This is a genomic window from Streptomyces sp. DSM 118878, assembly GCF_052936595.1.
This window is the reverse complement of record NZ_CP193622.1, coordinates 1,244,516-1,266,673: the sequence shown is the minus strand read 5'-3', so window position 1 is coordinate 1,266,673 and position 22,158 is coordinate 1,244,516. Positions and strand designations below refer to the sequence as shown.

17 protein-coding genes are annotated in these 22,158 nt (G+C 71.9%); 7 read left to right on the top strand and 10 right to left on the bottom strand.

Annotation, left to right across the window (positions count from 1 at the left end; translation table 11 throughout):
* Positions 1 to 36: 36 nt before the first annotated feature.
* Positions 37 to 2,193 (bottom strand): glycogen debranching protein GlgX, encoded by a 2,157-nt coding sequence (glgX, locus tag ACRAKF_RS05290; RefSeq protein ID WP_447035655.1) that lies wholly within the window; start codon positions 2,191 to 2,193, stop codon positions 37 to 39.
* Between the two features lie 125 nt (positions 2,194 to 2,318).
* The gene (locus ACRAKF_RS05285; protein WP_447035653.1) at positions 2,319 to 2,924 is read right to left on the bottom strand and encodes a pep a2; all 606 of its coding nucleotides are present in this window, start codon (positions 2,922 to 2,924) and stop codon (positions 2,319 to 2,321) included.
* Between the two features lie 297 nt (positions 2,925 to 3,221).
* Between ACRAKF_RS05285 and ACRAKF_RS05280 the strand changes: the two genes are divergently transcribed.
* From ACRAKF_RS05280 to glgB, 4 genes are all read left to right on the top strand, one after another.
* Positions 3,222 to 5,471 carry an alpha-1,4-glucan--maltose-1-phosphate maltosyltransferase gene (locus ACRAKF_RS05280; protein WP_447035651.1) on the top strand — a complete coding sequence of 750 codons (2,250 nt, stop codon included), beginning with the start codon at positions 3,222 to 3,224 and terminating at the stop codon, positions 5,469 to 5,471.
* Positions 5,468 to 7,195, top strand: coding sequence for a maltose alpha-D-glucosyltransferase (gene treS / locus ACRAKF_RS05275; RefSeq protein WP_447035649.1), 1,728 nt, complete (start codon positions 5,468 to 5,470; stop codon positions 7,193 to 7,195). The genes ACRAKF_RS05280 and treS overlap by 4 nt, the downstream gene beginning before the upstream one ends.
* Before the next feature lie 15 nt (positions 7,196 to 7,210).
* Complete coding sequence (locus ACRAKF_RS05270) at positions 7,211 to 8,551, top strand: maltokinase N-terminal cap-like domain-containing protein (protein WP_447035647.1); 1,341 nt, start codon at positions 7,211 to 7,213, stop codon at positions 8,549 to 8,551.
* A 114-nt stretch (positions 8,552 to 8,665) separates the two neighbouring features.
* Positions 8,666 to 10,879 (top strand): 1,4-alpha-glucan branching enzyme, encoded by a 2,214-nt coding sequence (glgB, locus tag ACRAKF_RS05265; RefSeq protein ID WP_447041822.1) that lies wholly within the window; start codon positions 8,666 to 8,668, stop codon positions 10,877 to 10,879.
* 9 nt (positions 10,880 to 10,888) lie between these two features.
* On the opposite strand, the gene ACRAKF_RS05260 is transcribed toward glgB, so the two are convergent.
* Genes ACRAKF_RS05260 through ACRAKF_RS05235 form a run of 6 tightly spaced genes read right to left on the bottom strand, consistent with a single transcriptional unit; the run spans position 10,889 to position 16,983 of the window.
* On the bottom strand, positions 10,889 to 11,878 hold the full coding sequence (locus ACRAKF_RS05260; RefSeq protein ID WP_447035645.1) for a fumarylacetoacetate hydrolase family protein: 990 nt from the start codon (positions 11,876 to 11,878) through the stop codon (positions 10,889 to 10,891).
* Positions 11,879 to 11,913: 35 nt separating this feature from the next.
* Positions 11,914 to 12,852, bottom strand: coding sequence for a VOC family protein (locus ACRAKF_RS05255; RefSeq protein ID WP_447035643.1), 939 nt, complete (start codon positions 12,850 to 12,852; stop codon positions 11,914 to 11,916).
* A 12-nt stretch (positions 12,853 to 12,864) separates the two neighbouring features.
* Positions 12,865 to 13,863 (bottom strand): amidohydrolase family protein, encoded by a 999-nt coding sequence (locus ACRAKF_RS05250; protein ID WP_447041820.1) that lies wholly within the window; start codon positions 13,861 to 13,863, stop codon positions 12,865 to 12,867.
* An 11-nt stretch (positions 13,864 to 13,874) separates the two neighbouring features.
* Positions 13,875 to 15,017 carry an FAD-dependent oxidoreductase gene (locus ACRAKF_RS05245; protein ID WP_447035641.1) on the bottom strand — a complete coding sequence of 381 codons (1,143 nt, stop codon included), beginning with the start codon at positions 15,015 to 15,017 and terminating at the stop codon, positions 13,875 to 13,877.
* An 11-nt stretch (positions 15,018 to 15,028) separates the two neighbouring features.
* Positions 15,029 to 15,991: a cyclase family protein gene (locus ACRAKF_RS05240; RefSeq protein WP_447035639.1), complete on the bottom strand. Its 963-nt coding sequence runs from the start codon at positions 15,989 to 15,991 to the stop codon at positions 15,029 to 15,031.
* Positions 15,988 to 16,983 (bottom strand): fumarylacetoacetate hydrolase family protein, encoded by a 996-nt coding sequence (locus ACRAKF_RS05235; RefSeq protein ID WP_447035637.1) that lies wholly within the window; start codon positions 16,981 to 16,983, stop codon positions 15,988 to 15,990. The genes ACRAKF_RS05240 and ACRAKF_RS05235 overlap by 4 nt, the downstream gene beginning before the upstream one ends.
* A 155-nt stretch (positions 16,984 to 17,138) precedes the next feature.
* Between ACRAKF_RS05235 and ACRAKF_RS05230 the strand changes: the two genes are divergently transcribed.
* Positions 17,139 to 18,050: a LysR family transcriptional regulator gene (locus ACRAKF_RS05230; protein ID WP_447035635.1), complete on the top strand. Its 912-nt coding sequence runs from the start codon at positions 17,139 to 17,141 to the stop codon at positions 18,048 to 18,050.
* Between the two features lie 29 nt (positions 18,051 to 18,079).
* Here ACRAKF_RS05230 and ACRAKF_RS05225 read toward each other — a convergent pair whose 3' ends face one another.
* Both ACRAKF_RS05225 and ACRAKF_RS05220 read right to left on the bottom strand, forming a co-directional pair.
* Positions 18,080 to 18,607, bottom strand: a complete 528-nt coding sequence (locus ACRAKF_RS05225) for a DUF5709 domain-containing protein (RefSeq protein WP_447035633.1) — start codon at positions 18,605 to 18,607, stop codon at positions 18,080 to 18,082.
* 67 nt (positions 18,608 to 18,674) lie between these two features.
* A complete protein-coding gene (locus ACRAKF_RS05220; RefSeq protein WP_447035631.1) occupies positions 18,675 to 19,862 on the bottom strand; it encodes a PP2C family protein-serine/threonine phosphatase in 1,188 nt (395 codons plus the stop codon).
* Positions 19,863 to 20,089: 227 nt separating this feature from the next.
* Between ACRAKF_RS05220 and ACRAKF_RS05215 the strand changes: the two genes are divergently transcribed.
* Together ACRAKF_RS05215 and ACRAKF_RS05210 are read left to right on the top strand one after the other, a co-directional pair.
* Positions 20,090 to 20,929 carry a VOC family protein gene (locus ACRAKF_RS05215; RefSeq protein ID WP_447035629.1) on the top strand — a complete coding sequence of 280 codons (840 nt, stop codon included), beginning with the start codon at positions 20,090 to 20,092 and terminating at the stop codon, positions 20,927 to 20,929.
* A gap of 69 nt (positions 20,930 to 20,998) precedes the next feature.
* Entirely contained in the window at positions 20,999 to 21,904 is a 906-nt protein-coding gene (locus tag ACRAKF_RS05210) for a SigB/SigF/SigG family RNA polymerase sigma factor (RefSeq protein ID WP_447035628.1), read from the top strand.
* Positions 21,905 to 22,158: the final 254 nt, after the last annotated feature.

Below are 22,158 nucleotides of genomic sequence, written 5' to 3'. Positions count from 1 at the left end.
GGCCCGGGATCTGCCGCGGATGGCGTACCGAGAGCCTCATGGGGCGTCGCCGTCCGGGCATCGTTGTCGCGCGGTGCCGCTCGCGGTCATGGAGGGCCGGGAGAGCAGGAGCAGACTGTGTGCCTCGACGGCGACCTCGCTGCCCGCCTTGTGTTCGGTCTCGTCCGAAAGGCCCTGAGGGTCCGAGGTGTCGATCCGTGTCATCCACCGCTCACCGTACGCGGGGTCCGGCAGCCGGAAGGCGATCGGCTCCCGGAAGCTGTTCAACAACAGCAGAAAGGAGTCGTCCACCACGGGCCTGCCGTGGGCGTCCGGCTCCGCGATGGCGTCACCGTTGAGGAAGACCGCGACGGAGTGTGCGTCCGCCCGCTGCCAGTCGTCCTCCGTCATCTCCCGCGCGTCGGGCCGCAGCCACACCAGGTCCGCCAGTGGCTGGCCCTCGTGGGTCACCGTGTCACCGCGGAAGAAGCGGCGCCGTCGCAGCACCGGGTGGGCGGTGCGCAGGGAGATGCAGCGCCGGGTGAAGGCGACCAGGCCGCGCTGTTCGTGGTCGAGGTCCCAGTTGACCCAGGTGAGCTCGCTGTCCTGGCAGTAGGCGTTGTTGTTGCCCCGCTGCGTGCGGCCCAGCTCGTCGCCGTGGGCGATCATCGGGATGCCCTGCGAGAGCAGCAGGGTGGCCAGGAAGTTGCGCTGCTGGCGGCCCCGCAGTTCGAGCACCGCCTCGTCGTCGGTGGGCCCCTCGGCGCCGCAGTTCCAGGAGCGGTTGTGGCTCTCGCCGTCCCGGCCGTTCTCGCCGTTGGCCTCGTTGTGCTTGTCGTTGTACGAGACCAGGTCCCGCAGCGTGAAGCCGTCGTGCGCGGTCACGAAGTTGACGCTGGCGCGCGGCCGCCTGCGGTCGTGCTGGTAGAGGTCGGCGGAGCCGGTCAGCCGGGAGGCGAACTCGGCGAGGGTGTGCTCCTCGCTCCGCCAGAAGTCGCGCACCGAGTCCCGGTACTTGCCGTTCCACTCCGACCACAGCGGCGGGAAGTTGCCGACCTGGTAGCCGCCCTCGCCGACGTCCCACGGCTCGGCGATCAGTTTGACGCGGCCGACCACCGGGTCCTGCTGGACCATGTCGAAGAAGGCCGAGAGCCGGTCCACGTCGTGGAACTGGCGGGCGAGGGTGGCGGCCAGGTCGAAGCGGAAGCCGTCGACGTGCATCTCGGTGACCCAGTACCGCAGCGAGTCCATGACGAGCTGGAGGACGTTGGGGTGGCGCATCAGCAGGCTGTTGCCCGTGCCGGTGGTGTCGAAGTAGTGCGCGGGGTCGTCCTCCGCGAGCCGGTAGTACGAGGCGTTGTCGATGCCGCGGAAGGCCAGCGTCGGGCCGTTCTCGTTGCCCTCCGCGGTGTGGTTGTAGACCACGTCGAGGATCACTTCGAGCCCGGCCGCGTGCAGCTTCTTGACCATCGACTTGAACTCGGTGACCTGTTCGCCGCGCGAGCCGTGGGCCGCGTAGGCGTTGTGCGGGGCGAAGAAGCCGATGGAGGTGTACCCCCAGTAGTTGGACAGGCCCCGGTCGAGCAGGAAGCCGTCCTGCGCGAACTGGTGCACGGGCATCAGCTCGACGGCGGTCACCCCGAGGGAGAGGAGGTGGTCGATGACCGGTTCGGTCGCGAGCCCCGCGTAGGTGCCCCGCAGCTTCGCCGGGACCCCCGGGTGCTTGCGCGTCAGGCCGCGCACATGCGCTTCGTAGATCACGCTGTCGGCGTACCGCCGTCTGGGCGGCACGTCACCCTCCCAGTCGAAGGCGGGGTCGGTCACCACCGAGAGCAGGGTGTGCGCGGCGCTGTCGGCGGGGTCGGGTCCGTCCTCGGCGAGTTCGTAGAGGGAGGGGTGGTTGTCCACCTGCCCCTCGAACGCCCTTGCGTAGGGATCGAGGAGCAGCTTGGCGGGGTTGCAGCGGTGGCCCGCGGCCGGGTCCCAGGGGCCGTGCACGCGGTAGCCGTAGCGTTGGCCGGGCCCGACACCGGGCAGGTAGCCGTGCCAGATGAAGCCGTCGACCTCGGTGAGGGGGACGCGGCGGTGTGTGCGGTCCTCGTCGATGAGGATGAGGTCGACACGGTCGGCGACCTCGCTGAAGAGGGCGAAGTTGGTGCCTTCACCGTCGTAGGTGGCGCCCAGCGGGAATGGGCGTCCGGTCCAGGTGCGCACGCGCTGCCTCCGTACGGATGGGCGTGGTCGAGTCCGGTCGCGCGCCCGGCGTCAGGACGCCGAAGGGCCGCGGCTTCCCCAGCGGGGCGCCGCGGCCCTGGTGCCCCGCCGCGTGAACGTGACGCTCACACGGCGGGGGCGATGCGTGGCCCCGGATCCGGCGCTGAGGATCGTTCCACCATCCTGGGGCACGATTCGTCGGACCGCCGGATGTGGGCGCTCGGCGGGGCGGCGGCGACCAGCGGTTCCACCGGCTCCGAAGCCGCGATCGCGGCGACGGGGACCTCGCGCGGGACGCGCAGGGCCGTGCGCAGGCCGGGCGTGGGCATGAACGGCGCCAGCGGGGCCCGTTCGGCGGAACGGGCGCGGTGCGAGAACCAGATGATCTTTCCGTCGCCGGCCGGATAGTTCCCCCAGCCGTCGCTCAGCGCGGCGATCTCCGCCAGACACCCCCGCGGCCCGTAGTGCGGGTCCGGGAGGTCGCGTTCGTTGTCCGACACCGCGGTGATGAGGTGGTGCCTGTTCCACCACAGCTCCACGGCGGTGTTCTTGTCCGTCCCGTGTTCCACCACCGCCCGCAGCAGTACGCCGGCGCAGTGGCTCACGGGTTCGACGAGCGTCCCCAACCCCCAGTGCCGGAGATGGGCGGCCAGAATGCGCTTGACCTGCTCGATCCTCTCCGGGGTGATCTCCACCTCAAGGTGGTAGTAGCAGGGGATTGACCTTTTCATCGCTCTTGGCTCCCTTCAGGGAAGGTTCCGGTACCGAACGGCTCTGCGAGCCGATGCCCCGAGCACGAAGCGTGAGCGTCGTTCGCTTCTGAGTCACTATCAGAGTGGGCACACTGCTCCATTCGTGCAACACGAGCCGCTCCCGGAGTCGTTGAAGACCCAACAGGACGCTTCGTGTCCCTCCGTGCACTATGGGTCCACAAGCTTTGGTCGGCGCCGACCCCGTCGACCGCGGCGCGCGGACGCGCTTCGACGAGTGACCGGCGGCCGGTGGCCGTCCACCCAGAGGAGAGATCGATGACCCAGGCTCCGCAGACGAGCGCCGCCCGGCCGACGACCTCTGTCCCGGAGTGGAGTACCGCCCGGCCGAAGCCGCCCGCGCCCACACCGAAGCCGCCCGCGCCCGCCCCGAAGCGGCGCGCCGCCCGCGCCAAGCCGCTCGCCCCGGGGCAGGGCGCCGCCCGGTCGAAGGCGCCCCGCGAGCTCGCCCCCGCGCGGACGGTGCCGCCGGTCCCGACGGAGCGCCCGGTCACCTTCGACGTCCCCGTCCGGGACGTGCGGCCGGTGGTCGAAGGCGGGCGCCGCCCCGCCAAGGCCGTGCCGGGGGAGACTTTCCAGGTCACGGCCACGATCTTCGGGGAGGGCCACGAGGCGGTCGGCGCCGACGTCGTGCTGGTGGGCCCCGACGGCCGCCCGGGCCCCTGGACCCCGATGCGTGAACTGGCCCCCGGCACCGACCGCTGGGGCGCCGACGTGACCCCCGACGCCGAGGGCCGCTGGACGTACGCCGTTCAGGCGTGGGCGGACCCGGTGACCGGATGGCGCCGCGCCGCCGAGGTGAAGGTCCCGGCCGGGGTCGACGCCGGAGTCACCCTCGAAGAGGGCGCGCGGCTGTACGAGCGCGCCGCGCGAGGGGTGCCCGAGGGTGCCGACCGCCGGGCGCTGCTCGACGCCGCGCGGGCGTTGCGGGACGAACTGCGCTCACCCGTGGCCCGTTTGGCGGCGGCACTCACCCCCGGGGTGGAAGCGGTGCTCGCACGCCACCCGCTGCGGGAGCGGGTCACCCGCACGGACGCCCTGCCCCTGCTCGTGGAGCGGCGGCGGGCGCTCTTCGGCTCCTGGTACGAGTTCTTCCCGCGCTCGGAGGGCGCGGTGCTCCGTGCGGGTGCGCCGCCGGTGCCGGGCACGTTCCGCACGGCGGCCGAGCGGTTGCCCGCCATCGCCGGGATGGGCTTCGACGTGGTGTACCTGCCGCCGATCCACCCGATCGGCGGCACGCACCGCAAGGGCCCGAACAACTCACTGACGGCCGGCCCGTACGACGTCGGCGTGCCGTGGGCGATCGGTTCGTCCGAGGGCGGCCACGACGCGGTCCACCCGGACCTGGGCACGATCGACGACTTCGACGCCTTCGTGCGCCGGGCGGGCGACGTGGGTCTCGAAGTCGCCCTGGACTTCGCGCTCCAGTGCTCGCCGGACCACCCGTGGGTGGAGCGGCACCCGGAGTGGTTCCACCACCGGGCGGACGGCAGCATCGCGTACGCGGAGAACCCGCCGAAGAAGTACCAGGACATCTACCCGATCGCCTTCGGGGCCGACCTGGTGGGGCTCATCGCGGAGACCGAGCGGCTGCTGCGGTTCTGGATGGGGCACGGCGTGCGGATCTTCCGCGTCGACAATCCGCACACCAAACCCGTGGTGTTCTGGGAGCAGGTGATCGCCCGGATCAACGCCACCGATCCGGACGTCATCTTCCTCGCCGAGGCCTTCACCCGCCCCGCGGTCATGCGGGCCCTGGCCGCGGCCGGGTTCCAGCAGTCGTACACGTACTTCACCTGGCGCAACACCAAGCGGGAACTCACCGAGTGCCTGACCGACCTCAGTGTGGAGAGCGCCGCCTATCTGCGTCCCAACCTCTTCGCCAACACCCCGGACATCCTGCCCGGCTACCTCCAGGAGGGTGGCCGCGCGGCCTTCGAGGCGCGGGCGGTCCTCGCCGCGACGCTCTCACCGACCTGGGGCATCTACGCCGGGTTCGAGTTGTGCGAGAACACTCCGGTGCGGGCGGGCAGCGAGGAGTACCTGAACTCGGAGAAGTACGAACTGCGTCCGCGCGACTGGGCGGCGGCCGAGCGCGAGGGTTACTCCATCGCGCCCCTCATCACCACGCTCAACGGGATAAGGCGTCGCCACCGCGCCCTGCACCTGCTCAGGAACCTCCGGTTCCACCACGCGGACAACGACCGGCTGATCATCTACAGCAAGCGTGCGGGCGAGGACGTCGTCGTGGTGGCCGTCAACCTCGACCCCCATCACACCCAGGAGACGACGGTCTCGCTGGACATGCCGGAACTCGGCCTCGACTGGCACGAGACCGTACCCGTCCGCGACGAACTCACCGGCGACGTCTACCACTGGGGCAGGGAGAACTACGTGCGCCTCGGCCCGGGCGGCGCGCACGTGCTGACCGTGCGGCGGTGCGAGGCACCGGACGGACCGGGCGAGCCGGCCGACCGCCCGACGACCGGAGGGTCACGCACACCATGATGGTCAATGAGCCCGTCCAGGACACCTTCGAGGACACGCCGAGCAAGGACCGCGATCCCGACTGGTTCAAACGCGCGGTCTTCTACGAGGTCCTGGTCCGCTCCTTCCAGGACAGCAACGGCGACGGCATCGGGGATCTGAAGGGCATCACCGCCAAGCTGGACTATCTCCAGTGGCTGGGCGTGGACTGTCTCTGGCTGCCGCCGTTCTTCGAATCGCCGCTCAAGGACGGCGGTTACGACGTGTCCAACTACACGGCGGTGCTTCCCGAGTTCGGGGACCTGGCCGACTTCGTGGAGTTCGTCGACAGCGCCCACCAGCGCGGCATGCGCGTGATCATCGACTTCGTCATGAACCACACCAGCGACCAGCACCCGTGGTTCCAGGCGTCACGCACCGACCCCGAAGGCCCCTACGGCGACTACTACGTCTGGGCCGACGACGACAAGCAGTACAGCGACGCCCGCATCATCTTCGTCGACACCGAAGCCTCCAACTGGACCTTCGACCCGGTCCGCAAGCAGTACTTCTGGCACCGCTTCTTCTCCCACCAGCCCGACCTGAACTACGAGAACCCGGCCGTCCAGGAAGAGATCATCTCCGCCCTGCGCTTCTGGCTCGACCTGGGCATCGACGGCTTCCGCCTCGACGCCGTGCCCTACCTCTACGCCGAGGAGGGCACCAACTGCGAGAACCTGCCGCAGTCCCACGCCCTGCTCAAGCGCGTCCGCTCCATCATCGACGCGCACTACCCGGACACCGTTCTCCTCGCAGAGGCCAACCAGTGGCCCGAGGACGTGGTCGACTACTTCGGGGACTTCCAGAACGGTGGCGACGAGTGCCACATGGCGTTCCACTTCCCCGTCATGCCGCGCATCTTCATGGCGGTGCGCCGCGAGTCGCGCTACCCCGTGTCCGAGATCCTCGCGAAGACCCCGGCGATCCCGGCCGGCTGCCAGTGGGGCATCTTCCTGCGCAACCACGACGAGCTGACCCTGGAGATGGTCACCGACGAAGAGCGCGACTACATGTACGCGGAGTACGCCAAGGACCCGCGCATGCGCGCCAACATCGGCATCCGCCGCCGCCTGGCCACCCTCCTGGACAACGACCGCAACCAGATCGAACTCTTCACCGCCCTGCTGCTGTCCCTGCCCGGCTCCCCGATCCTCTACTACGGCGACGAGATCGGCATGGGCGACAACATCTGGCTCGGCGACCGCGACGCGGTGCGCACCCCCATGCAGTGGACCCCCGACCGCAACGCCGGCTTCTCCTCCTGCGACCCCGGACGCCTCTACCTCCCCGCGATCATGGACCCCGTCTACGGCTACCAGGTCACCAACGTCGAGGCCTCCATGTCCTCGCCCTCCTCACTCCTGCACTGGACCCGCAGGATGATCGAGATCCGCAAACAGAACCCCGCCTTCGGCCTGGGCACCTACACCGAACTCCCCTCCTCCAACCCCGCCGTCCTCGCCTACCTCCGCGAGTACGGGGACGACCTGGCGCTCTGTGTGTCCAATTTCTCCCGCTTTGCCCAGCCGACGGAGCTGGATCTGCGGGCCTACGCCGGACGCCACCCCGTGGAGCTGGTCGGCGGGGTGCGTTTCCCGGCCATCGGTGAGCTGCCGTACCTCCTGACCCTCGCCGGTCACGGCTTCTACTGGTTCCGCCTGTCCGACCAGCCACGACGTCCGGCCGCGCCCGCGGTGCACTTCTGAAGGGACCTGTCGCGCATGCTGCAGACCGCATCGCAGTCACCCAGCAGTCTCAGCCCCCCACAGCTGCTGACCTCGCTGGCCGGGCTCCTCCGGGAGTGGCTGCCGAGGCAACGCTGGTTCGCGGGCAAGGGCAGGCCCGTGACGGACCTGTCCGTGCTGTCGACGACCGAACTGCACCCGGGGTGCCTGCACCTGCTCATCCGCACCGGGCACGCGGGGCGGCCCGACGACTGCTACCAGCTCATCCTCGGCGTCCGCGAACACCTGCCGGCCCGGCTCCACCACGCCGTCATCGGCAGGCCCGACGCGGGTCCGCTCGCGGGACTCACCGTCTACGACGCCCTCCTCGACCCCTGGTCGGCCGGGCTGCTCCTGGAACGCCTGCGGGTGCCCGGCGCCACGGGCCCGCTGCGCTTCGAACGGGACGCGCGCAGCGTGGTGCCCGAGGGGCTCCCGCCCCGCCTCCTCGACGGGGAGCAGTCCAACACCTCCCTGGTGTACGGCGACGCGTACATCCTGAAGCTGTTCCGCCGCATCCAGTACGGCATCAACCCCGACCTGGAGGTGCCGCGGGCGCTCGCGGGCGGGGACTGCACCCGGGTGCCCGCGCCCGTGGCGTGGTTCTGGACCACCGAACCGCGGAAGATGACCCTCGGCGTGCTCCAGCCGTTCCTGCGCGAGGCGACCGACGGCTGGACCCTCGCGCTCCAGTCGCTGGCCTCCGGCGCCGACTTCGCCGACGAGTCGTACGAACTGGGCCGCGCCACCGCCGAGGTGCACCTCGCGCTCGCCAGGGCCTTCCCGACCGAACCACCGGACCCGCACGGCGGCGCCCGGCTCGCCGCGGCCATGACCGGGCGCCTGGAGAGCGCGGCACGGCAGATGCCGGGGCTCGTCCCCTACGTCTCACGGCTGCGGGCCGCGTACGCGGCGGTGGCGGCGCGCGGCCTCGGCCGCCCGGCCCAGCGCATCCACGGCGATCTCCACCTCGGCCAGGTGCTCAGGGCGGGCAACCGGTGGTTCGTCATCGACTTCGAGGGCGAACCGGCCCGGCCGCTCGCCGAACGGCGCAACGCCCAGACCCCCGTACGGGACATGGCCGGCATGCTCCGTTCCTTCGACTACGCGGCCCACACCCACCACCCGCGCCGCTCCTCATGGGTGCGGCGCTGCCGGGACGCCTACTGCGCGGGCTACGCCGCCGAAGCGACGTGGGACCCGCGCACCGAGACCGAACTGCTCCGGGCCTACGAGACGGACCGGGCGGTCTACGAAGCGCTGTACGAGGCCAGACACCGTCCCGACTGGCTGCCGGTACCCATGGCGGCGATCGCCCGCCTCGCAGAGGAGAGCTGATCCGTGACCTACACCGAAACCCCCGCCACCGACCCCGCGGCCGTCCTGCGCGCCCCCGTCGTCACCGGCCCCGTCGTCACCGGCCCCGTCGTCACCGGCCCCGCCCCCGGGCACGTGACCCGCGTGCCCCCGGCTCCGCTCGGCGCCGAGGACCGGCGACGGCTCCTGTCGGGCACCCACCACGACCCGCACGCCGTGCTCGGCGCGCACCCGGGCCCCGACGGCGTGGCCTTCATGGTCCTGCGGCCCTACGCCCGGGGGGTCACGCTCATCACCGGCGAGCGGCGGATCCCGCTGAACGCCATGGGCGACGGCTTCTTCTCCGCGGTCCTGCCGTCCGAAGGACCCGAGGGGAACGCGATCCCCGCCTACCGGCTGAGCGTCACCTACGACGGCCCGGCGACCGAATACCAGGACCCCTACCGATTTCTGCCCGCCCTCGGCGCCTACGACCTGCACCTCATCGGCGAGGGCAGGCACGAGCAGCTCTGGAAGGCGCTGGGCGCCCACCCGATGACCCATCAGGGGGTGGCGGGCACCCGCTTCACCGTATGGGCGCCGAACGCCAGAGGCGTCCGCGTCTGCGGCGACTTCAGCTGCTGGGACGGGACCGCGTACCCCATGCGCTCGCTCGGTTCGAGCGGCGTGTGGGAGCTGTTCGTGCCCGGCCTCGGCGCGGGGACGGTCTACAAGTTCGACATCGCCCGCCGCGACGGCGGCCACACCCTGCGCGCGGACCCGATGGCCCGCAGGGCGGAGGTGCCGCCGGCGACCGCTTCGGTCGTCACCGAGTCCTCCTACACGTGGGCGGACGACGCGTGGATGACCCACCGCGCGGACCGCCCGGTGTGCGAGAGCCCCTTCTCGGTGTATGAGGTCCATCTGCCGTCCTGGCGGCCCGGCTTGACCTACCGTCAGCTCGCGGACGAACTCACCGCCTACGTCACCGACGCGGGCTTCACCCACGTCGAGCTGATGCCCGTCGCGGAGTTCCCCTTCAGCGGGTCCTGGGGCTACCAGGTCACCGGCTTCTACGCGCCCACCTCCCGCATGGGCACGCCGGACGACTTCAGGTACCTGGTCGACACCCTGCACCAGGCCGGTGTCGGCGTGCTCCTCGACTGGGTCCCCGCGCACTTCCCGAAGGACGACTGGGCGCTCGCGGCCTTCGACGGCGACCACCTCTACGAGCCGGGGGATTCACGGCGCGCCGAGCACCCCGACTGGGGGACCCTCACCTTCGACTACGGCCGCCGCGAGGTGCGCAACTTCCTCGTGGCCAATGCCACGTACTGGTGCGAGGAGTTCCACATCGACGGCCTGCGCGTCGACGCCGTGGCCTCGATGCTCTACCTCGACTACTCCCGCGAGGAGGGGCGGTGGGCCGCCAACGAACACGGCGGCCGCGAGAACCTCGACGCCGTCGCGTTCCTCCAGGAGATGAACGCGACCGTCTACCGCCGCTGCCCGGGTGTCGTCACGATCGCCGAGGAGTCGACGGCGTGGAACGGCGTGACCCGGGCCACCCACGACGTCGGGCCCGACGGCCTGGGCGGTCTCGGCTTCGGCCTGAAGTGGAACATGGGCTGGTCGCACGACTCCCTGGAGTACATCAAGCGCGACCCCGTGCACCGCGAGTACCACCACAACGAGATGACGTTCGCGATGGTGTACGCCTACAGCGAGAACTACGTCCTGCCCCTGTCGCACGACGAGGTCGTCCACGGCAAGCAGGCCCTCGTCTCCAAGATGCCCGGCGACTGGTGGCAGCGGCGCGCCAACCACCGCGCCTACCTCGGCTACATGTGGGCCCACCCAGGCAAGCAACTCATCTTCATGGGGCAGGAGTTCGCCCAGGGCGGCGAGTGGTCGCAGGAGCACGGCCTCGACTGGTGGCTGCTCGACCCGGCCTACCCGGCCCAGCAGGACCACGAGGGTGTGCGGTGCCTGGTGCGCGACCTCAACCACCGGTACCGGGAGGCGCCCGCCCTCTGGGAGCGGGACACCGACCCGGCCGGGTTCTCCTGGATCGTGACGGACGCGGCCCAGGACAACGTCCTGGCGTTCCTGCGGTACGCGGCGGACGGCACACCGCTGCTCGCCGTGTCCAACTTCGCCCCCGTCGTCCGCCACGGCTACGAGCTCGGCGTGGACCGGGCGGACACGGTCTGGCGCGAGGTGCTCAACACCGACGCGGCCTCGTACGGCGGCGGCGACGTCCGCAACGCAGGCCCGCTGAAGGCCGAACCGGAGTCCGCGCACGGCCGCCCCGCCCGGCTGCGCCTGACCCTGCCGCCCCTGGCCACGGTCTGGCTGCGCCCGGAGTGAACCCCCGGGTCAGCCGCCGCCGGAGTCCGCCGGCCGCTTCCCGGCGCGGCGGCGGGCGACCGGCAGCGGCACCGGGGCGGTCCCGGCGACGACGGTGTTCCGGAGCGTGCCGATGCCCTGCACGGTGAGGCTCACCGTGTCCCCGGGCCGCAGCGGCGGTGGGGCCTGTTCCCCGCGCAGGCCCCACAGTTCGGCCAGGCAGCCGCCGTTGCCGCACGTGCCCGAGCCGAGCACGTCACCCGGCACCACGCGTGTGCCGCGGGAGGCGTAGGCGGCCATCTCCTCGAAGGTCCAGCTCATGTGGGAGAGCAGGTCCTCGCCGACGACCCGGCCGTTCACCTCGGCGGTGAGGGCCAGCCGCAGGAACCCCTCGTCGTCGCGGTGCCGTTCGAGGGCGTCCGCGGTCACGAGGAACGGGCCGAGGCTGGTGGCGGTGTCCTTGCCCTTGCAGGGGCCGAGCCCCACCCGCATCTCCGCCGACTGGAGGTCACGGGCGGACCAGTCGTTGAGGACGGTGTAGCCGACGATGTGATCGCGGGCCCGCTCCGGCGTGAGGTCGCGCCCCTCACGGCCGACGACGGCCGCCACTTCCAGCTCGAAGTCGAGCAGCGCCGAACCGGGCGGTACGGGGACGGGCTCCTCGGGACCGTACATGGCGTGCGGGTTGGCGAAGTAGAAGGTCGGCGCGGCATACCACTGCTCGGGCACGCCGATCGCGCCGTCGACGGACCGGCGCACCCCCTCGACATGCTCCTCGAAGGTGACGAAGTCCCGCAGCGAGGCGGGTTGCAGGGGCGGCAGCAGCCGCACCTCGTCCAGCGGGGGGCCGGGCGGCGCGTCGAGTGCCGAGGCTCCGGCGGAGAGCAGCCCGGCGAGGCCGCCGGTCTCCTCCAGCAGCTCGGTGAGCGAGGTGACGCCGGGCAAGGGGAAGAGGGTGCCGTCGTCGTCCAGCACGGCGACCCGCCGGACGTGATGGTGTTCGTAGGCGGCGAAACGCATGGGGGCTGCTCCTGGCCGGGTCGGGTGAGCGGGGGTCAGACCGGCGGGGCGACGAACACGCCGCGGTCGGGGTCGTTGAACGACTCCTTGGCGACGAGTTCGTTCATGGGGTTGGCGGTGCCCCACTGGTCGGTGACCTCGGGCCGCGAGAAGTCGTAGACGTGCGGGTGCCAGGTGTCCTCGTCCAGGCACTCCAGCTCGGTGGTGTACTCCACGGTGTTGCCGTGCGGGTCGAGGAAGTACGTGAACGTGTTGTCCCCGGCCATGTGCCGGCCGGGGCCCCAGATCTTCCGGTGCCCGGCGCGCAGCACGCGGCCCGAACCCCGCATGTACTCGTCGATGCCGCGCATCTCGAAGGAGACGTGGTGCAGCGCGGTGTGCGGGCCCTGCGCTATCGCCATGGAGTGGTGCTGGTTGCTGATCCGCATGAAGTGCATGACCTCGCCCATGTGCGGCGAGCTGAGCGTGTCGGACAGGGCGAAGCCGAGGTGGCGCTCGTACCAGGCGCGGGTGCGGTTGAGGTCGGGGGAGTTGAGGACGACGTGGGAGAGCCGGACCGGGATGGCCTCGCGCTCCTCGACCTTGCGGTGTTCCCGTGTCTCCACGTCGGCGCAGACCTCGATGGTGCGCCCGTCGACGTCGAAGAAGCGGAAGCCGTGGCCGCCGCCCGGCGTGTCGAGCGCACCCGGCCGGGTGATCAGCCGGACCCCTCCGGCGAGGAGCCGCTCGGCGAGCGTGTCGACGTCGGCGGCGCTCGCGGCTCCGTACGAGACGAGGTCGAGGCGCTTCTCCTCGGCCTGGCGCAGCCGTACGACGTACTGCTCCGGGGAGCCCTCGGCGGCCAGGAACGAGAGGCCGGAGTCCTCGGCGACCTTGGTCAGGCCCCAGGTGTCCGTGTAGAACGCGAGCTGCTTGGCGTGGTCGGGGACGGCCAGGTCGACGTGGCGCAGATGGGTGAGCAGGCGTGCGGGCATGGTGGGTTCCTCTCAGGACGGGCCGAGCAGGGCGACGGCGTTCGCGCCGCGTACGGCCTCGGTGTCGGACGGGGAGAGAGCGGCGGCGCGCAGCGCGCCGAGCGGGTCGTCGCTGCCCATGTCGAAGGGGAAGTCGGAGCCGAGCAGCACGCGGTCGGCGCCCGCGGCCCGGATCAGCTCCCGCAGGACGTGCGGGTCGTGCACGAGCGAGTCGAAGTACAGCCGCCGCAGATAGCTGCTGGGCCGGTGGCGGCAGCCGGCGCCCGCGTCGGAGCGGGTGGCCCAGGCGTGGTCGGCCCGGCCGATGTGGGTCGGCAGATACCCGCCGCCGTGCGCCGCGACGAGCTTCAGACGCGGGTGCCGGTCGAGGACGCCGGAGAAGATGAGATGGGAGAGCGCGACGGCGTTCTCGGCCGGCTGGCCGACGGAGTTCGACAGGTACCACCGGTCGAGACGCTCGTCGAGCGTGCAGCCGAACGGGTGCAGGAAGAGCAGCGCCCCGGTCTCCTCCGCGGCCGACCACAGTGGTTCGTAGGCGGGGTCCGACAGTTCACGGCCCGGCGCGCCGCTCGACAGCTCCACCCCTGCCAGGCCCTGGGCCAGGGCGTGTTCGAGTGCGCGTACCGCCTGCCCGGGATGTTGCAGCGGTACGAGGCCGAGTCCGCGCAGCCGGTCCGGCGCGGCCGAGCAGTGCGCGGCCGTCGCCTCGTTGGCGAGGCGGCAGACCTGCTCCGCCGTCCGCTCGTCGGCCCAGTAGTGGTAGTGCGACGGGGACGGGCTGACGAGCTGCACGTCCACGCGCTGGGCGTCCATCGCGGCGAGACGCGCCGCGGGGTCGGTCAGGCGCGCGAACCGCTCGCCGATCATCGCCGCGCTGACGGCGAGCGCGGCGGAGCCGTTGCGGCGGGCGTCGAGATCCCTGGCCGCGGCGTGGCCGGGCAGACCCGCCACCAGGGCGTCGACCTCGGGCAGCAGGACGTGCGCGTGCACGTCGACGGTGGGCACGCTCAGGGCCTGTGCTCTCACGGCAGTTCCCGGAGCATCGTCATGGTGCGGGCCATCAGGCCGGGCACGTCGGAGTCCCGCTCCCTGTCGAGCTGCCACTGCCCGATCAGCACCGACGCCTCGACGACGGGCCGCACACGCCGCACGCGGCGCTCGTAGTACGCCTGGAACAGCGCGTCGTCCCACGGCTCGGAGCCGGTCAGGAGCTCGGCGAGGACCAGCGCGTCCTCCAGGGACAGGGCGGCGCCCTGGGCGAGGGTGGGCGGGCAGCAGTGGGCGGCGTCCCCGGCGAGCACGACCCGGCCGCGGTGCCAGGCACCCTCGACCAGCATGCGGTCGAACCACGTGTAGTTGACCTGCGCGGAGTCGGTGATGTGCGCGGTGATCTCCGGCCAGTGCCCGCCGTACCCGGCGGTCAGCCCGCGCATCTCGGCCGCGTACGTCTCCGGCGGGATGGCGGCACGGTCACGGCTGTTCTCGACGACGAACGCGTACAGCGTGGCATCGCCCGTGGGGCAGTACCCGGCGATGTGGGCCGGGCCGCCGTAGGCCAGGTCGGCGCGGGTGACCCCGGCCGGGCGGGGCGCGGTGACGCGCCAGATGGCCATGCCGGTCGGCTCGGGCACGGTGTCGATGCCGATCGCCGCTCGGGTGGCGGAACCGAGGCCGTCGGCGGCGACGACCAGGTCGTAGCGGCCCTCGGTGCCGTCGGTGAACCGCACCGAGACCCCGGTGGCGTCCTGCGTCAGGGCCGTCGCGCGCGTGCCCAGGCGGACCGAGGCGCCGCTCGCCCTGACCGCCTCGGCGAGGATCTGCTGGAGCCGGGGCCGCCGCATGCCGACGGTCGCGGGCAGGTCGTCGCCGCCGGTACGGAGGTCGTCGGCGACGTGCAGGACCGTGCCGTCGGGCGCGGTGATGCCGGCGGAGCCGAAGGCGTACCCCCCGGCCCGCACCTCCTCCCACACCCCGAGCTCGCGCAGCACGCGCAGCGCGTTGCCTTGCAGCGTGATGCCCGAGCCCGCGGTGGCGTTCCAGTCGTCCTTGGCCTCGATCAGGTCGACGGCCAGTCCGGCGCGGCGCAGCAGGATGGTGACGGCGTTGCCGGTCGCGCCGCCGCCGATGACGAGGACCTTGCGCGAGTGGGACACGATGAACTCCATGGATTGAGCGCCTACTTGACGGCGACGGGATTGACGGGGGAGCCGACGGCGCCCGTGATGGGCAGCGGCGCGGCGGTGAGCCAGAACGCGTGGACGCCGTCGGCCGCGCAGTCCTCCGCGAGGGCGTCCAGGTCCCACATCTCGCCGATCAGCAGGCCGAGGTGGGGGATGACGACCTGGTGCAACGGCTGGAAGGCGTGCTCGAACTCGTTGGGCCGCACCTCGAAGCCCCAGGTATCGGTGGCGATCGCGGCGATCTCCGTGCGGTGCAGCCACCCGGCCGTGGTGAAGGACAGGCCGGGGGCCGGGCCGCCCGCGTACTCGCCCCAGCCCTCCCGCCGGACGCGGGCGAGCTGCCCGGTGCGCACGAGGACGAGGTCGCCGCGCCCGATCCGTACGCCATGGGCCTCGGCCGTGCGGCGCAGGTGCTCCTCGGTGACGGCGAAGCCGTCGGGCAGTTCACCGCCCTCGCCGCACACCCGCCCGACGTCGAGCAGCACGCCGCGGCCCGCGACGTGGGCGGCCATGTGCTCGATGCCGGTGACGAGATCACCGTCGGAGGTGACGGTCCGCGCGGCGTCCCGCCCGTTCCAGGCCTTGCCGTGGTCGAAGATGTGGCCGAGCCCGTCCCACTGCGTGGAGCACTGCAGCGGCATGGCGATCACGTCGTCGGCGCCGCCGAGGCCGTGCGGGAAGCCCTGGAGTCCGAGGGCGGCGTCCGTGCCGGTGTCGAGCATGGTGTGCACGGGGTTGGTCCGGCGCCGCCAGCCCTTCTGCGGCCCTTCCATGTCGAAGCGCTGCGACAGCGAGAAGCTGACGCCCCGCCGCACCAGCGCCGCGCCCTCGCGGCGCTTGGCCTCGTCGAGGAAGTTGAGGGTGCCGAGCACGTCGTCCTCGCCCCAGCGCCCCCAGTTCGAGAACGCGTCGGCGGCCGCGGCGATCTCGGCCTCCGGGTCGTGCCGGTCCAGGGTCACCGAGCCACCTCGGCGACGCAGCGGGTGCGCTGGATACCGAGCCCGGTGATGGCACCCTCCATGACGTCGCCGTCGCGCAGCAGGCGCCCCCAGTGCATGCCGTTCCCGGATGGTGAGCCCGTCAGCACGAGGTCGCCGGGGAGCAGACGCGCGCTCCGCGAGGCGTACGACACCATCCGCGCCACGCCGAAGAGCATGTCGGCGGTGGACTCGTCCTGCATGGTCTCCCCGTTGAGCCGCAGGGTCAGCCGCAGGTCGCCCGGGTCGGCGATCGTCCCGGACGGCACGATCCACGGCCCGAGCGGCGTGAACCCGGGCGCGTTCTTCGAGCGGAGCCAGTCGGTGCCGATCTGCGGCATGTCCCGCCGGAAGACCGTGGCCCGGTCGGTCAGGTCATTGGCGATCGTGTACCCGGCGACGTGCCCGAGCGCCTCGTCGACGGACACCCGGTGGGCGGGCCTGCCGATCACGGCGGCCAACTCCAGCTCCCAGTCGGGCTTCTCGGCCCAGGAGGGCAGCACCACATCGTCGTACGGTCCCGCGACCGCGCTCGGCAGCCCGATGAACATGTACGGCAGGTCCTCCGCGGCCCGCCGGTCCATGATCTCCGCGGCCTCCGCGCGCCGCTCGGCCTCGGGGCGGTCGTCACCGGGGGCGCGGTGGGCGACATGCAGGTCGATGACGTGCTGCCGGTAGTTGGCGCCGGACTGGAGCACCTGGCGCGGCTCGACCGGCGCGTGCACATGGAGGCCCTTGAGCGGCCTGCGGGGCGCGGCGGTGTCGGCGGCCAGCTCGTGGAGGCGCGGCAGCACCTCGTCCCAGCGCTCCAGCAGGTCCCGGACCGTCAGCCGGCCCTCGTCGAAGGCGTGTCGCAGGTCGAGCACCTGTCCATCGGGGCTGACCAGGGCGGGGAAGGGCGGCCCGTCGGGGGCCGAGACGGTGCCGAGGGCGAAAGGCCCGGCGAAGAGAGCGACTGCGGGCTCGGGTATCACGGACGTGTCCTCCTGATTGCGGTGTGACCAATCTGGACCCGCGACCCACGATCAGGGAAATAGATTGTGTGGATGACTGTCATCCACGCTGTTTATGGTGCTGCCCTCCACGTCGTTCATGGTGCTGTCCGGCACGGTGCCGGCAGGGGAGCCGCATGAACCTCGCCCGTCTCGATCTCAACCTCGTCGTCGCCCTGCGGGCGCTCCTGGAGGAACGCAACGTCACCCGGGCCGGCGAACGCGTGGGCCTGAGCCAGCCCGCGATGAGCGCCGCCCTCGCCCGGCTCCGCAGACACTTCGGCGACGACCTGCTCGCCCGGGTCGGCGGCCACTACGAACTGACCGCCCTGGGCCAGGTGCTCCTGGACCGGACCTCCACCGCGTACGACATCCTGGAGCGCCTCTTCACCAGCCAGGCCGACTTCGACCCGGCGAGGGAGAGCCGGGAGTTCAGGCTCGTGGCGTCGGACTACGCCGTGGCGGTCTTCGGCACCGAACTCGCCCGCGTGATACACGACGAGGCCCCCGGCATCCGGCTGCGGTTCACCCAGACCCCGCCCACCGCGGTCGATGACACCGGCGCGCTGCTGAGCACCACCGACGGGCTGCTCATGCCGCACGGCGTCATCAGCGACTTCCCCGCCACCGACCTCTACACCGACCGCTGGGTGTTCCTGGTCGCCGACGACCATCCGGGCGTCGGCGAACGGCTCACCCACGACGACCTCGCCCGGCTGCCCTGGGTCACCTACCAGCGGACCTACGACGCCCCGGCCATGCGCCAGCTCGCCATGCTGGGCATCGAACCGCGGGCCGAGGTGTCCGTCGACAGCTTCCAGTCGCTGCCGCTGCTCGTGGCGGGCACCCGGCGGGTCGCACTCGTCCAGGCGCGCCTCGCCCGGCTGCTCGCGCCGGTGGCCGCCGTCCGCGTGGTCGAGCCGCCGTACGAAGCGGTGCCGCTGCGGGAGGCCCTGTGGTGGCACCCGGTGCACACGCACGACGCCGCCCACATCTGGCTGCGCGAAACGGCGGCACGGGTGGGCGGACGGATCGCGGGGGAGGGGTAGCGGGGGAGGGGTAGAGGCAGAACCGGGGCTTACGGGACGAGCGGGCCGGTGGGCTCCCGGGGCGCCGCGGCCGCCTCAGCCACCCCTTCGCCGTCCTCGACACCCATGTCCTCGAAACCCGTGTCCTCGACGCCCATGTCCTCGCCGATCATGTCGTGTTCGGCGGCGTCCTCCGGGTCCTCGACGGCTCCCTCGTCCGGAGGGAGCAGCGGCTCGTCGTCGAGGGCGACCGCGAGTGCCTCGTCGAGCGGTTCGTCGGCCTGGGCCGTGCCGTCGACGACCTCGTCGCCCGCGACCGGCTCCGGCACGACGAGCGCGGGGTCGGGCCGTTCCTCCGAGAGCCGTTCCGCGAGGCTCTCGCCCTCGTGCTGCTCCTCCGCGGTGATGCCGGTGCGCGTCGAGGCGAGCGGGCGCTCCGGCGGTGTCCAGCCCTCGTCGTAGGGGTCGGACTCCTGGTCGCCGAGCGTGTCCTCCGGGTCGAGGATCCCGTCGTCCTCGCGTATCTCGTCCGCTTCGGGCTGGTAGACCTCGTCGCCCGTGACGCCCTCGTTCCCCATGGTGCCCGTACTCCTCACTGCGTGGCGCGTGTGGGTGTCCTGCCGTTGCTCTGCCGTGTATCCGCCATCAGGGCCGCCATTCCAGGAGCAGCAGGGTCGCGTCGTCGCGGAGCTGGTTGTCCTGCCGGTCGAGGATGGAGTGGATGAGCTGGCGCAGGGCCTCCGGCGCCGATTCGCCCGCGGCGGTGGCCCGGATGATGCTGTCCACGAACCGTTCGAGGCCGAACTCGCCGCCACCCCTGGTCCGCAGTTCGGTGACGCCGTCGGTGTACATCAGGACCCGGTCGCCCGGCAGCAGCGCCTCCTCGTGGACGACCCAGCCCACGTCGGCGAGCGAGGCGGGCGTCCCCATGGGCGGCTGGGGCGACCGTTCGAGGGCATGGTCGAGCACCCGGTGGTCCCGGATCAGCAGCGGCGGCGGATGGCCGCAGTTGCACCACCGCAGGACGCCCGAGGCCAGGTCGAGCTGGGCGAGGACGCCCGTACAGAACTGCTCGGGCAGCCACTGCGCGATCGCCTCCTGGATCTTCTCCACGAGCGAGGGCAGCTCGACCCCCGCCCGGCGGGCGTTGCGGCACCCCGCCATGGCCACGGCGGTCGTGAGACCCGAGGCGAGGTTGTGGCCCATGGCGTCCAGGATCGCCACGTGCAGGGTGGACCGGGTCAGGGAGTGGTCGAAGACGTCACCGCCGATCTCGTACGCCGGTTCGAGGACGGCGGTCGAGACGACGTGGGAGTTGCCGATCGTCCGAGGGGGCAGGAACGTCCGGAGCATCTCGGCGGGCAGCCGCATCTTCTCGGCCCGGGTGCGCCGCGCGAAGCTGTCGCTGGACTGCCGCTTCGAGGTGATCGCCATGGCCAGGATGGAGGCCAGGATCCGGCAGCGGCGCAGGGCCGTGCCGTCGAGGGACGGCGCCGTGGCACCGATGACGCCGAGCCGCTCGGCCCCGTCGACCAGCGGCAGCCAGGCGGTGAGCCGGCCATGGGCGCCCTCCTCGACGCGCAGCTCATGGGCCCGGTAGGCCGAACCGGCGATGGAGCTGTCCACGCCGAGGGCGGTCGGCCCGTCGGCCAGCGGCACCAGGTACCGCTGCTGGAGGTCGACCAGATACACGTCGACCCGGTCCAGGGCCACGGCGTCGGCGAACTGCTGGACCACGGCGGGAAGCTCCAGCGCGGCCGCCGCGTGGGCGGCGGTGAGCAGCTGTTCCAGGAGCTGCTCCCCGTGTCCTGGCACCCCGGGTCGACTCGACATCTGTGATCACCGCCTCAGGGGCAGTCTCACATCGCGCTGTTGATCCCGCCCGGCGCGGGCTGCCCGGGGCCCGGGTCCTCGGGCCGGACGGGAGAGGCCTTTGGTCCCTCGTTCAGATGAGAAAAGTCCCGGTAAGCGACCTCGTGTCCGCGGAATCACACCCGGGACCGCAGGAACGAACCGCGAGAACCGCAGGAACCGCAGGACCCGGGTGAGAGGAGAGCGTTGTGTCACCGAGGGACGTGGGTGTCAGCAGCGTCGGCAGCCGACAGGATCGAGGGAACCTGCGGGAGCGGCGGCACCCCCGGGATGCCGGGCGGACGGGTGTGCCGTGCCGGCTGAGCCTGACGTCCCGCGACGTACGGGCCGCGGAACGGTTCTACGGCCGGGTGCTCGGCTGGTGCCACGTACCGCTGCTCGGCGCGCCAGGCCGACGGCGTTCGCTGTTCCTCAAGGACGGCGAGCCGGTGGGGACCCTCAGCGGCACCACGTGCGACCTGGGTGCGCACGCGGGCTGGCTGCCGTACTTCGCCGTCGGGGACGTGGACGAAACGGTGAGCGGGCTCAGGGAGCGCGGTGCCACGGTGGCGGTCGGGCCGCTGTCGGACGACGCAGGCCGGGTCGCCGTGGCGGCGGGCCCCGACGGCGTGGTCTTCGGCATACGGCAGCAGGCCCCCGACGCTCACTGGACGGCGGTGGGGGAGGGCGCTGTGGTCCGCATCGAACTGTTCACGCAGGACATCTTCGCCGCCGCCCTCTTCTACGGGGGCGTGCTCGGCTGGGCCTCGGGCGCCGGTGGCTGCTGCGGGGTGGAGTACGTCGACGAGCGGATCGTGGTGCGGGACGGACCGCGCACGGTCGCCGTGCTGAGGGGCGGGACCGCCCCCGGCGGCGAGGGCCGGCACCGCTGGCACGCGTGCTTCCGCGTGGCCGACGTGGACGCGGCCGCCGCCGTGGCCGTGACGGAGGGCGGACGCGTCATCACGCCGCCGGTCGGGCCGCGCCACCGGCGGGAGGCCGTGCTGGCGGACCGCGAGGGCATGCCCTTCACGGTCATGGCGGGCTGAGCCGTGCCGCCGATCGAGAGTGTGCGAGTCGAGAGCGTGCGAGTCGAGAGTGTGGAGGGTGAGCGGAGCATGTTTCTTCCGACGGCCGACGTGAACGAGGCCATCGACGCGACCGGGGAGGCCGTCGAGCCGCCCAGGCCCGACGAGGCCGCTCAGGTCACCCCGGACCAGGTCACCCCGAGCCAAGTCGCCCCGAAGGACGCGCGGGAGCTGACGAAGCTCTTCTTCGAGCGGCTCCGGGAACTGGAGGAGGGGTCGCCCGAGTACCAGTACACGCGCGACACGCTGATCGAGATGAACCTCTCGCTGGTGCACTACGTCGCAGGCCGGTTCCGCAACCGCGGCAACGGACATCTGGAGGACATCGTGCAGGTCGGCACGGTCGGGCTGATCAAGGCCATCGACCGGTTCGACCTGGACCGCGGCTCCGAGTTCGTCTCGTTCGCCATCCCCTGCGTCCTCGGGGAGATCAAGCGCTACTTCCGTGACACCAGTTGGGCCGTGCACGTCCCGCGCAGGCTCCAGGAGCTCCGCACCGAGCTGGTCACGTCCCAGGAGCGGCTCTCCTACACCCTCGGCCGCGAGCCGACGGTCAAGGAGCTCGCGGCCGACCTCGGGGTGAGCGAGGAGCAGGCGCTGGAGGGCGTCATGGCCGCCAACGGGTACGCCGCCGGGTCCCTGGACGCCCCGCAGGGCCTGGGCGAGGAGAGCGAGACGTACGGGAGCGGCCGCTCGCTCGCCGACGTCATGGGCGCCCACGACCCCGCCATCGAGGCCTTCGAGCACCTGCACGCCCTGGCACCGCTCCTGGCGGACCTCGCGGAACGCGAACGCCGCATCATCGAGATGCGCTTCGGCCAGGAGATGACCCAGGCGGAGATCGGCGCCGCCCTCGGCATCTCGCAGATGCACGTCTCGCGGCTGCTTTCGCGCACGCTGGCCCGGTTGCGCGAGGGCCTGCTGACCCAGGACTGATGGAGTGCCCCGGGGCGGCCAGTTCCGGTCTGGCTCCATGCGGGGTATTCGCGCCATCCGGAGGCATGTGCGGGGGCTAGCGGTGAGCCCCCTGAGCTGCCGCAACGGAAACGGGAACTCGCTTCCGTCACTTCTCGCCACTCCTTGAACACGCAATGTTACCGAAAGTCGCGGGTGCGGGATGAGATCCGTGCGCGTTCTGGGCAGAATCGGCACCGCGGCCGTCGCTCGCTCCCGGCGACGGCTTGCTGGGG